The organism is Deinococcus misasensis DSM 22328 (assembly GCF_000745915.1).
Taxonomy (GTDB): domain Bacteria; phylum Deinococcota; class Deinococci; order Deinococcales; family Deinococcaceae; genus Deinococcus_C; species Deinococcus_C misasensis.
In genome coordinates, this window is sequence record NZ_JQKG01000041.1 from 22,014 (window position 1) to 35,875 (window position 13,862).

Consider the following 13,862-nt stretch of genomic DNA (forward strand, 5'->3'; position numbering starts at 1 on the left):
CCCATCCTCGGGGGTATTTCAGGTTTCAGGGTTTACAGGCCAGCAGCTTTTCTGAGGGCCTCGGCTTTGGAGGTTTGCTCCCAGGGGAACTCGGGGCGGCCAAAGTGACCGTAAGCAGCGGTCTGCGCGTAAATCGGACGGCGCAGGTCCAGCTCTGCAATGATGGCCTGAGGACGGGCATCAAAGTGCTTCTTCACCAACTCTGTGATCTGGCTGTCTTTGATTTTTCCTGTGCCATACGTATCTACGCGCATGGAAACAGGGTTGGCCCGACCAATCGCATAAGACACTTCCACCAGAGCTTTATCAGCGAGTCCGGCTGCCACGATGTTCTTGGCAATGTAACGGGCGTAGTAAGCAGCACTGCGGTCCACTTTGGTGGGGTCTTTGCCGGAGAAAGCGCCCCCACCGTGTGGGACGGCTCCACCGTAGGTGTCCACGATGATTTTGCGCCCTGTCAGGCCGGTGTCTCCGTGTGGACCCCCAATCACAAATTTGCCCGAGGGGTTGATGAAGTACTTGGTGTCTTCCCTCAGGTAGTTCTCGGGGATGACGTGGCGGATCACCAGAGCCAGCATGTCTTCTCTGATCTGGGACTGCTCGACTTTTTCGTTGTGCTGGGTGGAGATGACCACGGTGTCCACCCACACGTCGTCTTTTTCGCGGACCACAGTGACCTGTGCTTTGGCGTCAGGGCGCAGGTAGTCCAGCATGCCTTCCTTGCGGATCTGGGCAATGCGACGGGTGATGCCGTGGGCAAGGGTGATGGGAAGGGGCATCAGTTCGGGGGTTTCGTTGGTGGCGTAACCGAACATGAGGCCCTGATCTCCGGCCCCGATCATGCTGAAGCGGTTTTCGGGCTTTGAGCGGTCCTCTTCGGACATGTTGCGCCACTCTTCGGAGTAATTGACCCCATCTGCAATGTCGGGGCTTTGCTCGTGGATGGTGGACATCACGGCAGAGTAATCGGCATCGAAGCCGTAGTGGGCACGGGTGTAACCGACGCTGCGCACGGCTTTGCGGACCACGTTTTGCACGTCCACATAGGCGCTCTGGGCGGTGACTTCTCCAGCAACCACGGCCATGCCAGTGGTGACGAGGGTTTCAACGGCAACTCGGGCGGTGGGTTCCTGACGGAGAAATTCATCAAGGATGCTGTCGGAAATCAAATCCGCCAGCTTGTCCGGGTGCCCTTCGGACACCGATTCAGAAGTGTAGTATTTGCGCATGGGTTACCTCTCCTGAGCGACAAAAAAGTCACTCCAAGTGGGAAACAGCATAACATGGAGGGGGAAAAGCCCAAAAGGATTTGGATAGCATTCTGCGCTGCTATTTCCCTTTGCGCACCAACCCCAGAGCGTATTGCCGCAGCAAAAAGTAAGCCCCTCCGGTGAGCGCCAGCAACCACAGGACGTTCCAGATGCCAGAGCCTCCCAGCATTCTGAGCAGGCTGAGCAACAGACTGACCGCACCGCACAAGGCCAGCAAAATCACCACACTGACCCACAGCCATGCGCCCCCTTTCTGGAAACCGCCCAGCAGGTTGGCCACATCTGCCTCTGTGGGCGAGGGCAGCAGGTTGGATTTTTGTTGTTTGAGGTCTTCAAAGGCATCCGAACCTGTGGTGGCTGCGTCAGACAGGTAAATCATCATTTCGCCGGGGTTTTTGAACATCTCTGGAATCTGCTCGGACCCAAAAAAGCGGGTGGCGGTGTCCCAATAATCCTGAGCGATTTTTTTGCCTTCATCGATCAACAGGGGAAGTTGCGAGACCCCGGTAAGGGGAATGTTCAGTTGGCTCATGGCGTTGATGATGGTGAAACGCTTGTGGTCGAGGTCGGCCTCTTCGCGCATCAGGTCCAGAATGGCGTCGCCAGAGTAATCAAAACTTCTGAGCAGGATGGACACAGCGTTGTCGGTGACCCTGGGATCGGGCAGGCGGTACCCGAGGTTGGTCAGGGAGATGCCCAGCACATCCTGACAGTTCCCGAGCGCTTTATGAATGGCCACACTGACCGCGAAGTTGCTGGTGACCCCACCATCGATGAAAGGGTCCAGCACCGTTTCGCCTTTTTCGAGGGTTTTCTGCAGCCAGTAAGGCTCAAACACGCCGGGGATGCTCATGCTGCAACGGATCGCCACCGACAAAGGCAACTGTTCGCCGTACAGGCTGCGGTCAAATTCCCAGTAGACCCGGTGTTCAAAACGCCTGAGGTGCAGGTGCTCTGGGTTGTCCGGTTGGGAGGACACCTTGATGGCTTGCAACTGCACTGCCGTTTCGATGCTGTTGCTGGAGTTGATGTAGTCGGTGGGAAAGCAAAGCTGGTTTTCACGGGCCAGTTCTTCTTCCTTGGTCCCCACTCTGGTGAAAACCACGTTCTGGCCGGTATAGGCGTTGGTGCTCACGATGTACAGTTGCTTGGGAATCTCTCCAAAATGAATTTGCTGTGCGTAGTAAGCCGCCGTGCGTTCGGCCTTGAGGTTGACGTTGTAACGGTCAATCAAAAGGGGGCGTGCAGCAGCACAGTCGGCATCGCTGTGCAAAATCTGCTGGAGTTTCTGTGCGGTGTCGCGGTGCAAGAACGCCTCAAAAAGCGAGAGCAGGTTCCAGCCTTTGACGGCCCCTTTCACGTAATTGAGGTCGTATTTCAGCAGGGCTGCTGCAAAACTGCCCGGGTCGGCGTCAAACAGGGTGCTGCCAAAAGGGGGTTGTGACAGGATGGTACTGAGCAAACTCACCTGTTTGGGGGTGTAACCTGCAGCCAGCAAAGCCCCATAGATGCTGCCTGCAGAGGTGCCCACAATGGCCTCAAAGCTCTGGATGCCTGCTGCATCTTTGTTGAACAGTTCTTCCATCACACCTGCATGGGTGGCAAAGTGGATGCCCCCTCCGCTGAAAACCAGACCCTTCATGAATGCCTCCAAAAGTTGTGCTTAATCTTACTTTCATATTATAAACAGGTGTGATTTTTGGCTCTGAACCGTTGTTTCAGGTGATCTCTGAAATTCAAAACAAGCTGCTGGAAGCAGAAAAGGTCTCCTTTCAGGTGCTGGATCCTGACCCTTTTTTGGGCCATTACGCAGGTGAAACGGTCAAAATAGGGGAAACCCCTTACCTGTACCATCCCCTGAGGGTCTGGATGGATCTGGCCGACCGTCTGGATTGCCACATGCAAGTCCCAGAGAAGCACCCTCCGTTCATGAAGGTCACGTTCCAGAGAAGAAAATCCAGAGGTCGGGACAGAACCCCCTCTGCAGATCCAGAGAAGTACGGTGCCCACACCGAATTCCAGCGCATCCACAAACTTGCAGAACCATGTTTTGTGCTGGACGCCCTGCAAGCCCTGCAAAGCCTGAACCTGCCTGATGGAGCCAGAGTGCTGGACCTCGGGGTGAACACTGCAGAAGAACTGCACCTCCTGAACTGGGCTTACCCCGAGCACACCTTTGAAGTGCTGGGCATCGACCACAGCGAAAGTGCCTTGCAGGTGGCCCGAGAGCGGTTCCCAGAGCATCAATTCAGGGTGGCTGACATCAACCACTTGCCAGAGGACCTCGGGCAGTTTGATCTGATCCTCAGCATCGGAACCTTGCAGAGTGCCAACATTGAAGTGGAGGCGGTGTTCAGAAGGCTCCTGAAGCACATCAAAGGGGGAGGCCACTGGCTCCTGGGCTTTCCGAACTGCCGGTATGTGGATGGTGAAGTCAGTTATGGTGCCCGGATGGTGAATTACCGGGACCCTGAATTGTCTTTGCTGTTCAAAGATGTGGCGTTTTTTCGCAGGTATTTTCAGAAGCACCGGTACCATGTGAATGTCACCGGGAAGTACGATATGCTGGTCACTGCACGTTCCCTCAATCCCCTGTAAGATTGAGTCGATCCGCACAACAAGGAGAATCCAGATGGAAGATTTCATGATGCCCGGTGCCAAAGGCCGATTGTTTTGTGCCACCTATACGCCTGAAATGGACGTGCGCTTTTACATCACCACCGAAAGCAAAGTGCTGCTGGAAACCGATGAGGAAAACACCTTTGAAACCATCGAAGAAGCGCTGGATGCTCTGCATGATCTGGTATCGCCCCAGACCTACCGCCGGGTGATGATGGACATCCGCAAACGCACTTTCAAGGCCTGAAGGTCTGGCCTCAAAACAATGCAAAAAAAGACAGGGCCAGAGCGACCCTGTCTGCTGACTTGTGTCTTTATTTGACCGACACCCGAATGGCCGAGTAGCCGTAAGCTTTCATGTAATCGAAGGGGATGTAGATGTAGCCCCCATCTTTCCAGCATGCCCCCCAGGAGTTTTTGACGATGAAGTATCCGCCACCTTCCCCCTCTGGTGCATTGGGCAGTTTCTCTCTCAACTTGCTGTTGGTGATGAAACCCGTGATCTGAACCGCATGACCACCACGGCTCTTTTTGCCATCGTTGTAAGACTGACTGAGGGCGAAACCGTTGGCATTGGCATCGTCCCAACTGGGCATCACACCCAGACTGGCCACCACGGTGTTTTTGAAAGCCAGGGTCAGGATCATGTAGGCAATGGACAGGTCTTTGTTTTCATGGTTCCAGAGCTCCAGCTGTCCTTGTGGCACCACAGCAGGTGCAGCAGGGGTGACCGGTTTGGGCAAGTTGATGCAGAAGTTGTTGCCAAAGAGTTTGACACACAGGACCTGACTCTGGTGGGCGGTGTCCGAGCAGTAGCTGTCGGTGTATCCGGTGCAGGAATTGTTGTATCCAATCAACTCATCTGAGGCGTTGAGGATGTTGGAACGGCTCCATGAAGCGTTGTAGCCCCACTGGTTTTCCAGAGCAAATTGGTGGCCCTGTGCTGCAGAGGTGTTGTAAATGAAGGTGGTGTCTGCCCCATCTCCATAGGTTCTGGGTTGCCAGACGTTGGCAATGCGGTTGTAGAACGCCTGTTCTGACAGGTTGATCCATTTGTTGTTGGCTTTGGCATATTGCATTTCGGTGGCTGCCACGATGGCAAAGGCCACACAACTGCCACGCATGCCCTGATTTTTCACACTGGTGGCGTAGTATTTGAGGGGCCATTCGAAGTTCTTGTAAATGCCCGTGTCTTTGAAAGCAGAACAACTGGCAGCAGAGTTGGTGCGGTCACTGCCGTCCAAGTAGCCCTGCTCTTTGGTGGGGTCATCGGTCCAGCCCACAGGTTTGGTGGGATCCAGCAAACCTGCAATGAGGCCAGGGTAGATTTGCTGGAAACGGCTGTTGACGGCGTTGATGGTTCGCAGGTCGCTGCCTCGCATTTCTTCAAGGGTCGGAAGCTGGTATTCTTTGCGTTCCACTTCGCTCAGGTTGGAGTAAATGAGTTCATAAATGCCGAGCTGGTTGTCTTTTTTGGGAAAGTTCTCAATGCTGCGGGCCAGTTCGGATTTCTTGAAACGTTGCCCGAGGGTGATCACTTTCAGGGTTTGCTCGGCGTTGTCTGAAGTGATGAGTTCATAATTGCCGTCTGCAAGGGGTTTGACGCTGGGATCTTTGGGATCCGGCACATTGGCCAGCAAGGCTTTCAGCTCTGGCAGGTCGTTGTTGTTCAGGAAGTCTTCGATGGTTTTCTGATCGGCAGCTTCTTTTGCTGCAGCGGCCTCAGCATTCTTTTTGTCTTTTTCAGGGGTGTAGTATTCTGCGCCGGGCTCGTTCAGTTTGGAACGGAACTCCTCCTCGGAGACCACTTTGGATCCTGTGGGCAGGTCTCCAGAGAAGCCCTGCGTTTGATCCACCTCGGGAAGTTTGGGGCCGGTGGGGGTTTGGCCACAGGCGGTGAGGACCAGCAAAACCGTTAAAAATCCAAGTTTCTTCATGTGTACCGTCTCCTTGCAACAACAGGCCAGATTCACTGGGGTGGTTTTCCAGTGTGCAGCAAGCCATTCCAATGAACCTGAGGCCATGATAGGCATTACAAACTCTTTACTTCCTGTGGCCGTCACAAAACAGCTTCATGAAGTCTTCAGGGAAGCTGCAGGCCACCACAGGATTGTGGTTTTGTCGCGCCGGGCACCAAGTGGGCAAAACATCCTCTGGGTCCAGAAAAATTGGTGGTAGCATGAAAGCACAAGAAGTGGGGGCACAACCTTGGATTACGATGTGATCATTATTGGCGCAGGACACAATGCTCTGGTGACTGCGGCCTACGCTGCAAAAGCTGGCTACAAGGTTGCAGTGTTCGAAAAACGGCATCTGGTGGGTGGTGCAGTCTCCACCGAAGAAGTGGTCAGCGGCTACCGTTTTGATTACGGAGGCAGTGCACACATCCTGATTCGCATGACGCCCATCGTGCAGGAACTGGAATTGGAGCGCTTCGGGCTGCATTATCTGGAACTCGATCCCTTGTTTCACTGTTCGGATGGGGAAACCCCGTGGTTTGTCTGGCGGGACCTCGACAAAACCGCCCATGAACTCGACAAAATCTTCCCCGGTCAGGGTGAAGCGTACAACCGCTTTGTGCAGGATTGGATGCCTTTTGCCAAAAGCGTCAACGAAGCTTTCCTGAGTGCGCCCAATCCCCTTGACCTTGGCAAGCATCTGGTGTGGGGCTCGGGGATGCAGAAAGACTGGCAAACCAAACTGACCCGCATCATGCGTCCTTATGGCGAGGTCGTCAAGGAATACTTCTCCGAGGAAAGGGTCCGGGCACCCCTCAGTTGGATGGCAGCCCAGTCTGGACCTCCACCCACAGAACCCATGAGCGCACCATTCCTGCTCTGGCACCCCCTGTACCATGTGGGCGGTGTGGCCCGTCCCAGAGGGGGAAGTGGTGGCCTCACCCGTGCCCTGAAACGGGCCATTGAGGCTTACGGAGGCCAGATCTTCCTGAACGCACCCGTCAAAGAAATTCTGGTGCAGGGGGATCGGGCCACCGGAGTGCGCTTGCAGGACGGCGACGTATACACCGCCCGAACCGTGGTCAGCGGAACCCATGTGCTGGAAACTGTGGATGCCCTCCCAGAGGACAAAGTTCCTGAGCTTGCCCGCAATGTTCGGGTGGGAAATGGCTTTGGCATGATTCTGCGTCTGGCCCTCAAAGGCAAAGTCAAATACCGCAACCACCACGAACCGGAATCCCGCATCGGTCTGGGCCTCCTGATCAAAAATGAGCAACAACTCTTGACTGCTTACGGTGAGTACTTGGCTGGAGAACCCACCAGAGACCCGCCCATCATCGCCATGAGTTTTTCCAGCATTGATGACTCGCTGGCCCCACCAGATGGAGAAGTGTTGTGGCTCTGGGCCCAGTATTACCCTTACGAAATGTCCAGTGGAAGCTGGGAAACCCGCACCAAAGAAGCCAGAGATTACATACTTGGTGCTTTCGAACACTATGCGCCGGGCACCCGGGACCAGATTGTGGGTGAGCTCGTACAATCTCCAGCATGGCTTCAGGATAATTTGAGCCTCAGACGGGGAAATGTGATGCATCTGGAAATGGGCACCGACCAGATGTTCGCGCTCAGGCCGTTTCTGGGTGCCAGTGAATACCGCTGGCCCACCCTGAAAAACCTGTACCTGACTGGAGCGAGCACCCACCCCGGAGGGGGCATCATGGGTGCCAGTGGACGCAACACCGCCCGCACCCTGCTCAAAGACCTTTCACGTACGCCGAAATTGCGCTGGTAGGGAAGCTGTTCCCTACGGAATGGAAAAACATGACGTACTGGGAATACCACTACATTTTCACCCTTCCGCTGCTGTTTGTGCTGGTGGCCATCACCCTGCTGGAGGTTCGCAAAAAACCTCTGGCAGGGAATTACCGCCCCGAGAACCGCTGGACGCTCAGCTTCTATTTTTTGCTGCCCCTGATTGCCCTGATTTACACCACCCCCTGGGACAACTACCTGATTTACAAAGGGGTGTGGCAGTACCCACCAGAGCGGGTCAGCATGGTGATCGGTTACGTTCCGATTGAAGAGTACTTCTTCTTTCTGGTGCAACCCCTGATTGCAGGCCTCTGGCTGTTTTTCCTGCTCAGAAGGTGGGGAGAACCCAAAAGTGGCCCCGCTGGAGCAAGACTCTGGGGCACGGTGTTCTGGCTGGCTTTAAGTTTCATTGGGGCTGGACTGCTGTTCACAGAGGCGGGCTATTACATGGGCCTGATTCTGGCGTGGGCCTGTCCGGTGATTGCGTTTCAGTGGGCTTTCGGTGGGGATTTGATCCTCAGCAACAGACGGGCTTTCTGGGTGGGCCTGATGGTTCCAACAGCCTACCTGTGGATCACCGATTATCTGGCCATCGTGCATTTTGGCATCTGGGACATCAACACCAAATTCTCTTTTGCCCTCAAGCCGTTCGGACTTCCCATTGAAGAAGCCACTTTCTTCTTGATCACCAACCTGCTGGTGGTGCAAGGGTTGCTGCTGTTCTTGCACCCTCAAGCACTGCCCCGATGGTTCAAAATGGCCCGCTCGCTCAAACCATGGACCCTGTTTGTGGCCCTGTTTGCCCTTCTGAAAATTCCAGTGCCCCTCTGGCCGGATGGTTTTCCCCTGCTGGCGACCCTCTCAACAGGCAGTCTGGCGATTGCGGCTTTTTTGTTCGCTCATGAGCACATCAAAGGCAAAGCATTCTGGATCATGCTGCTCACTTTCGGAATGGGACTGGGCATCGAGGTTTTGGGAAGCCGCACCGGATTTCCCTTTGGCAATTACACCTATGACCCACCGGGCATCACCCTGCTTGGGGTACCGATCATTGTGCCCCTCGGATGGTGGGCCATGACCCTGTCTGCTTACTTGCTCGCCAAAGGCAACCCCTGGCTGACCGGGCTGTATCTGGTCGTCTGGGACGTGGGTCTGGAGCCCCTGATGATCCGCGAGGGTTACTGGTCTTGGCAGGAGGGACAACTCTGGAGTGCGTACTACGGTGTTCCTGCACAGAATTTCCTAGCGTGGTATGTGATGGGTGTGGTGCTGGCCTTCGTGGTCCGCAAGCTGGCCCCAGAGTTGAAAACCCCGGATTTTGCGTGGGCATACCGCATTGAAGCCCTTTTCCTCCCCACAGGCCTGCTCCTGCTGGGCATGTATCCGGCAGGTCTGATCACGATGGTGTTGATGGGAGGGCTGGCTTGGCTGCAATTCTGGAAATCTTCTTCAAAACCTTTATCCGCCGCACCCTTAGAAGTGGCCTCAGGGGGATTCACCTCAAAGGAACACTGAAGTCTGCTCCGGCTGTGCTGGTTCCCAACCACCATTCTTGGTGGGACGGTTATGTGATGGCTGAACTCTGCTGGAGCCAGAAGCAACCGTTCAAGCTCCTCATGCTCCACGAGCAGTTGCTGAAGTACCCTTTTTTAAAATCGGTGGGTGCCCTGTCCAGCAAAGACCTCAGGGGTGCGTTAAGAAGCCTGCAGCAGGGCCACCACCTGATCCTCTATCCAGAGGGAGCCCTGAAACCTGCAGGCCCTGTGCGTGAAGTGCGTCCGGGTGTGAAGTGGTTTGCTGATCGCTCGGGCGCTCCGGTGGTTCCGGTGGCCCTCAGGGTGGTGATGCGGGGTCACCAGCATCCCGAGGCTTACCTCAACATGGGTCCTCCTTGCCCTCCAGAGCAGGTGGAAAGTGCCATCAATGCCCTGCTTTTGGAACTGGACGGGGCCCTGGGCGTGTGTGATCCAGAAGCGGTTTTGCCCGGTTACCAGACCGTGATGCATGGGGTGGGGAGCGATTCCGAAAAACTCTCTTTTGCCAGCCAGTGGCTGAAAAAACTGTTGAGGCTTCAGTGAGACGGCTCCGGACGTTTCTGGAGGTTTTTTTGCTCACCAAACTGGGCATTGCCCTGATCAATGCCTTTTTGTTTCCCAGATTGAAAAAAGCAGTGTCGGCTTCTGGCCCCAAGGTCTCGGTTTTGATCCCTGCTCGAAATGAGGAAGAAAACCTCAAGCACACGCTTCCTTTGCTTTTGCAGCAAGGTTCTTTCGAAGTGATCGTGCTGGATGACCGTTCCACCGACCAGACCGCCACCGTGGTGCAGGACCTTCAGAAACAACATCCCAACCTGAAGCTGATCTCGGGTCAACCTTTGCCCAGAGGATGGGTCGGAAAAAACTGGGCCTGTCATCAGCTTTCTCAGGCGGCTCAGGGGGATGTGCTGGTCTTCACCGATGCAGATGTGTTCTGGCATGAGGGTGCCCTCAAAAGCGTATTGAAACGCATGCAGGACACCCACACCGACCTCTTAAGCGTTTACCCGAGGCAGGACACCCGCACCTTCACCGAGCGCGCTCTGGTCCCCCTGATTGACGATGTGCTGCTGTGCTTTTTTCCCTACCTGTTCATTCGGTTGCCGTTCGCAGCGGCCAGCGCAGGAAACGGACAGGTGATGGTGTTCCGAAGGGAAAGCTACCAGCGCATCTCCGGGCACCTCGGGGTCAAGAACAGCGTGCTGGAAGATGTGGACCTCGCAAGACGCATCAAAAAGTACGGTGGGAAACTCAGCCTTGCTCTGGGACAGGACCTCATCGGGGTCAGGATGTACCACGGTTACGATGAAATTCTGGATGGGTTTGGCAAAAACCTGCGCGCCTTTCATGGCAACAGTGTGCCGATGGTCCTGATGTCTGCAGTGTTGCATTTTGCCGCTTATGCCTTGCCCCTGTTCAATCCCCGTTTGCGCCACCTGATGGTCCTGGGATTGCTGGAACGCCTGCTGGTGAACACCACCTCGGGCCGAACCTCCAGAGATGACCTGCTGGAAATTGCCACTGTGCCCATCAGTCCTTTGCTGGCCCTGCCGATCTACTGGCGTTCATTACAGAAAAAATACAACTGGAAGGGCAGAAACTACTCACGATAACATTTGCTAAATTGTTTGAGGGACAACACACACCCAAAAGGCAAGCCACCCGGATACGCTGAAGTCCGGGCATCTGGCGCAGGGCCATTTTGGGATTGCCTCTGAGGAGCACAACATGAAATGCGTGGTGATCGGTGCAGGATTCTCGGGATTGGCGGCAGCCACCCGACTCCTCCTCGAAGGACATCAAGTCACGGTTCTCGAACAAAAACCACATGTGGGAGGCAAAGCCGAAGGCTGGCAAGGGATCCCCACAGGTCCCACCGTCATGACCATGCCCGAGGTGATGCGCGAACTCTTCAACAGGCTGCATGCCATTCCCCCCACCTTCAAAGAAGTGAATCCCACCACCACTTACCTGTACGCCGATGGTCGCACCTTCCGGCCTTACCGCAACATGGAGCGCACCTTTCAGGAACTCAACTACTCCGAGGCAGACACCTACCGCGACCTGCTGTTTCTGGCCCGCGACATGTACAACGGGGCCAAAAACACCTTTGTGTTTGGACCTCCGCCCACCCTGCCTTCCCTGATGCAGTACGGCTTCAAGCATGGCCTGAAAGCCCGTCCCAACATGACGCTGGAACAGCTTCTGGAGCCTGCCAACAAGTACCTCAAAACCTTCTTTTTGCGCTTCGCCACCTACATGGGGGCCAATCCCTACAAAGCCCCTGCTGTGCTGCACAACATTGCGTGGGTGGAGCTCGGGCTCGGGGTGTGGCATGCACAGGGGGGATTTGCTGCGGTGGCCCAGAGCCTCGAAAAATCCCTCAAACAACGCGGTGTGGAATTTGTCTACGACACCAAAGTTCAGGGTTTTGAAGTCACAGGCAGCCAGATCACCCGCATCCAGACCGACAAAGGCGACTTTCAGCCCGATTGGGTGGTCAGCAGCATGGACCGCAACTTCACCCTGAAAGCTCTGGGCAAAGAGATCCCTCAGGAAGAACTGACCGTCAGCGGATTCACCCTGCAAGCCCACCTTTTCGAGGACCGGGGCCTCACCCATCAGGTCCTGTTTCCCCAGAATTACCGTCAGGAATGGGCAGACATCGAAGCTGGACGCCTTCCCAGAGACCCCACCATTTACGTGCACACCGATGGCAAAAAAGCCTTCATCATGGTGAACAGTCCTCCCCTGAAGACCCCGAACAAAGAAAGTTACGCCGAGGAGGTCCTCAAAATTCTGGCGCAACGGTACCCCCTCAGCATCCGGGAATACCACACCATGGCCCCTCAGGACTACGCCAAAGCAGCTTACTCGGGTGCCCTGTATGGTCGTGCCCCCCACGGCTTGAAAGGCTCCCTCAGGTACGGCTGGACCATCGAAGGCATCAAAAACCTCCGTCAGGTGGGCGGAACAGTACACCCCGGCGGTGGGGTGCCCCTCAGCATCCTCTCTGGGTATGCAGGTGCCCTGCCAGAGTACCGGCCTCTGATCCGCAAACTGCGCGAAGACGAATAAATCACAACCAGAGGACTTCCGCCAGTTCCCCTGCCTCAATGGCTTCTCCGGGCTGGACCACCACCAGAGCGTTGGCGTGGGCCAGTCCCCTCAGCATGTTGGAGAGGGGAGCATTGCCGTCTTGCACTTGCAACTCGCCATCTTCAAAAACCAGTTTGGCCCGCCAGTAAGCGGTCTTTTTGGGAACAGCCTTGAAAGGGTTTGAAGCTCTGGCACGAACTTTGCGGTGTGGAGGGTCGGTGCGTTCCAGCAAGGCAAAAACCGCTGGTTTGAACAGCACCTCAAACACCACCAGCGCCGAAACCGGATTTCCGGGCAAACCCAGCACAGGCAGCCCCTCCCAGAGCCCACACAGGGCAGGCCCACCGGGTCGGAGGTTCACTTTCCAGAAGCGCACTTCCCCTTCACCAAAAAGCAGGTCACGCACGATGTCGTAGTTGCCCATGCTGACCCCGCCAGAGGTGAGCAGCACATCCAGCCCTGCCTCTTTGAGGTTTTCCTTGACCTTCTCGGGGTGGTCTGCCGCGTGGGGCAGCAAAACCGGTTCCAGTCCGAGGTCCAGAAGCTGGGCATAAATCCCATACTTGTTGGAATCATAGACCTGACCTGGTGCCAGAGGTTCCCCTGCCTCGATGATCTCATCTCCTGTGGAGAGGATGCCCACCCTGAGTTTCTTGAACACTTCCACAGTGCGGTGCCCCATGCTGGCACACAGGGCCAGTCGGGCAGGGGAGAGCACATCTCCTTTCTGCAAACCCTCCTGACCTGCCCTGAAGTCTGACCCCCGATGCCGGATGTCCTGACTGCGGGCCGGATGAAGCAGGGTCACCTGATCCCCTTCAATTTGCAGGTCTTCCACTTTGCAGATGGCATCTGCTCCCTCTGGTACAGGCGCACCCGTGTAAATGCGGATGCATTCTCCAGTGTTCACCACTCCAGAGAAACCCTCTCCAGCTCTGGATTCTCCCACCAGTTTCAGGGTCACAGGGGTTCTCTGGCTGTCTGAAAGTTTGCAGGCGATGCCGTCCATGGCGCTGTCATCCACACTCGGATGGTCCACTCTGGCCAGCAAAGGAACGGCCAGCACCCGTCCTGCTGCCTGCTCCAGAGGCAGAATTTCCGTCTCTGGGAGGGGGAGGGTGTCTTTGAGGATTTGGATGGCTTCGTCAAGGTCAATGTGCTGGCGGTGCATGGATTGAGCATATCAGCCGAGGGCTAAAAAAGCTTTGGCAAATGCTTTTAGGATGACAAATCCCCTTGACCATTTTCTGGACGCACAGCATCATGCTCTCGGCTCTCGGCTCTCGGCTCTCGGCTCTCGGCTCTCGGCTCTCGGCTCTCGGCTCTCGGCTCTCGGCTCTCGGCAAGTCACAGCCCCACCGTGTCATCCATACACAAATTCTTCAGCTTGTCTGGACCTCTGGCCCCCAGAGAATCCTGAGTTTTGGACAGTGTTCTCTGGTGCAAACGGTTCGAAAAAACTTGAAAAATGTGAGCGATCACTGTTGCTTGTGGGAAAACGTTTATTCCTTTTAGTGTCTGCATCACACCAAGTTCAATTCGGTTTTTTGTGTACTGCTTACGCAATT

12 protein-coding genes are annotated in these 13,862 nt (G+C 55.5%); 7 read left to right on the plus strand and 5 right to left on the minus strand.

The genetic code is table 11. The features are described from left to right. Positions 1 to 32: 32 nt before the first annotated feature. Together metK and Q371_RS18970 are read right to left on the minus strand one after the other, a co-directional pair. A complete protein-coding gene (gene metK / locus Q371_RS18965) occupies positions 33 to 1,229 on the minus strand; it encodes a methionine adenosyltransferase (protein ID WP_034343385.1) in 1,197 nt (398 codons plus the stop codon). Positions 1,230 to 1,329: 100 nt separating this feature from the next. Next, complete coding sequence (locus Q371_RS18970) at positions 1,330 to 2,913, minus strand: patatin-like phospholipase family protein (RefSeq protein WP_034343387.1); 1,584 nt, start codon at positions 2,911 to 2,913, stop codon at positions 1,330 to 1,332. Between the two features lie 50 nt (positions 2,914 to 2,963). On the opposite strand from Q371_RS18970, the gene Q371_RS18975 reads away from it, so the two are divergent. Together Q371_RS18975 and Q371_RS18980 are read left to right on the plus strand one after the other, a co-directional pair. Next, positions 2,964 to 3,869, plus strand: coding sequence for a class I SAM-dependent methyltransferase (locus tag Q371_RS18975; protein WP_034343390.1), 906 nt, complete (start codon positions 2,964 to 2,966; stop codon positions 3,867 to 3,869). Between the two features lie 34 nt (positions 3,870 to 3,903). Then, complete coding sequence (locus Q371_RS18980) at positions 3,904 to 4,137, plus strand: hypothetical protein (RefSeq protein ID WP_034343392.1); 234 nt, start codon at positions 3,904 to 3,906, stop codon at positions 4,135 to 4,137. A 67-nt stretch (positions 4,138 to 4,204) separates the two neighbouring features. Here the strand turns inward: Q371_RS18980 and Q371_RS27240 are convergent, their stop codons facing one another. Continuing rightward, positions 4,205 to 5,827, minus strand: coding sequence for a C1 family peptidase (locus tag Q371_RS27240; protein ID WP_034343395.1), 1,623 nt, complete (start codon positions 5,825 to 5,827; stop codon positions 4,205 to 4,207). Between the two features lie 271 nt (positions 5,828 to 6,098). On the opposite strand from Q371_RS27240, the gene Q371_RS18990 reads away from it, so the two are divergent. The 5 genes from Q371_RS18990 to Q371_RS19015 all read left to right on the plus strand — a co-directional run bounded on the left by Q371_RS18990 (position 6,099) and on the right by Q371_RS19015 (position 12,273). Next, positions 6,099 to 7,640, plus strand: a complete 1,542-nt coding sequence (locus Q371_RS18990; protein WP_034343397.1) for a phytoene desaturase family protein — start codon at positions 6,099 to 6,101, stop codon at positions 7,638 to 7,640. Between the two features lie 29 nt (positions 7,641 to 7,669). Further along, the gene (locus Q371_RS26040; protein WP_051964807.1) at positions 7,670 to 9,175 is read left to right on the plus strand and encodes a carotenoid biosynthesis protein; all 1,506 of its coding nucleotides are present in this window, start codon (positions 7,670 to 7,672) and stop codon (positions 9,173 to 9,175) included. After that, positions 9,085 to 9,738, plus strand: coding sequence for a lysophospholipid acyltransferase family protein (locus tag Q371_RS19005; protein WP_084571536.1), 654 nt, complete (start codon positions 9,085 to 9,087; stop codon positions 9,736 to 9,738). Before Q371_RS26040 ends, Q371_RS19005 begins: the two co-directional genes overlap by 91 nt. Positions 9,739 to 9,767: 29 nt before the next feature. Further along, the gene (locus Q371_RS19010) at positions 9,768 to 10,808 is read left to right on the plus strand and encodes a glycosyltransferase family 2 protein (protein WP_245618378.1); all 1,041 of its coding nucleotides are present in this window, start codon (positions 9,768 to 9,770) and stop codon (positions 10,806 to 10,808) included. A gap of 115 nt (positions 10,809 to 10,923) precedes the next feature. After that, positions 10,924 to 12,273, plus strand: a complete 1,350-nt coding sequence (locus Q371_RS19015) for a phytoene desaturase family protein (protein WP_034343401.1) — start codon at positions 10,924 to 10,926, stop codon at positions 12,271 to 12,273. A gap of 1 nt (position 12,274) precedes the next feature. On the opposite strand, the gene Q371_RS19020 is transcribed toward Q371_RS19015, so the two are convergent. Both Q371_RS19020 and Q371_RS27790 read right to left on the minus strand, forming a co-directional pair. Further along, positions 12,275 to 13,465 (minus strand): molybdopterin molybdotransferase MoeA, encoded by a 1,191-nt coding sequence (locus Q371_RS19020; RefSeq protein ID WP_034343404.1) that lies wholly within the window; start codon positions 13,463 to 13,465, stop codon positions 12,275 to 12,277. A gap of 176 nt (positions 13,466 to 13,641) precedes the next feature. Further along, on the minus strand, positions 13,642 to 13,862 hold a 221-nt coding region (locus Q371_RS27790; protein ID WP_211253864.1), incomplete at its 5' end, for a hypothetical protein.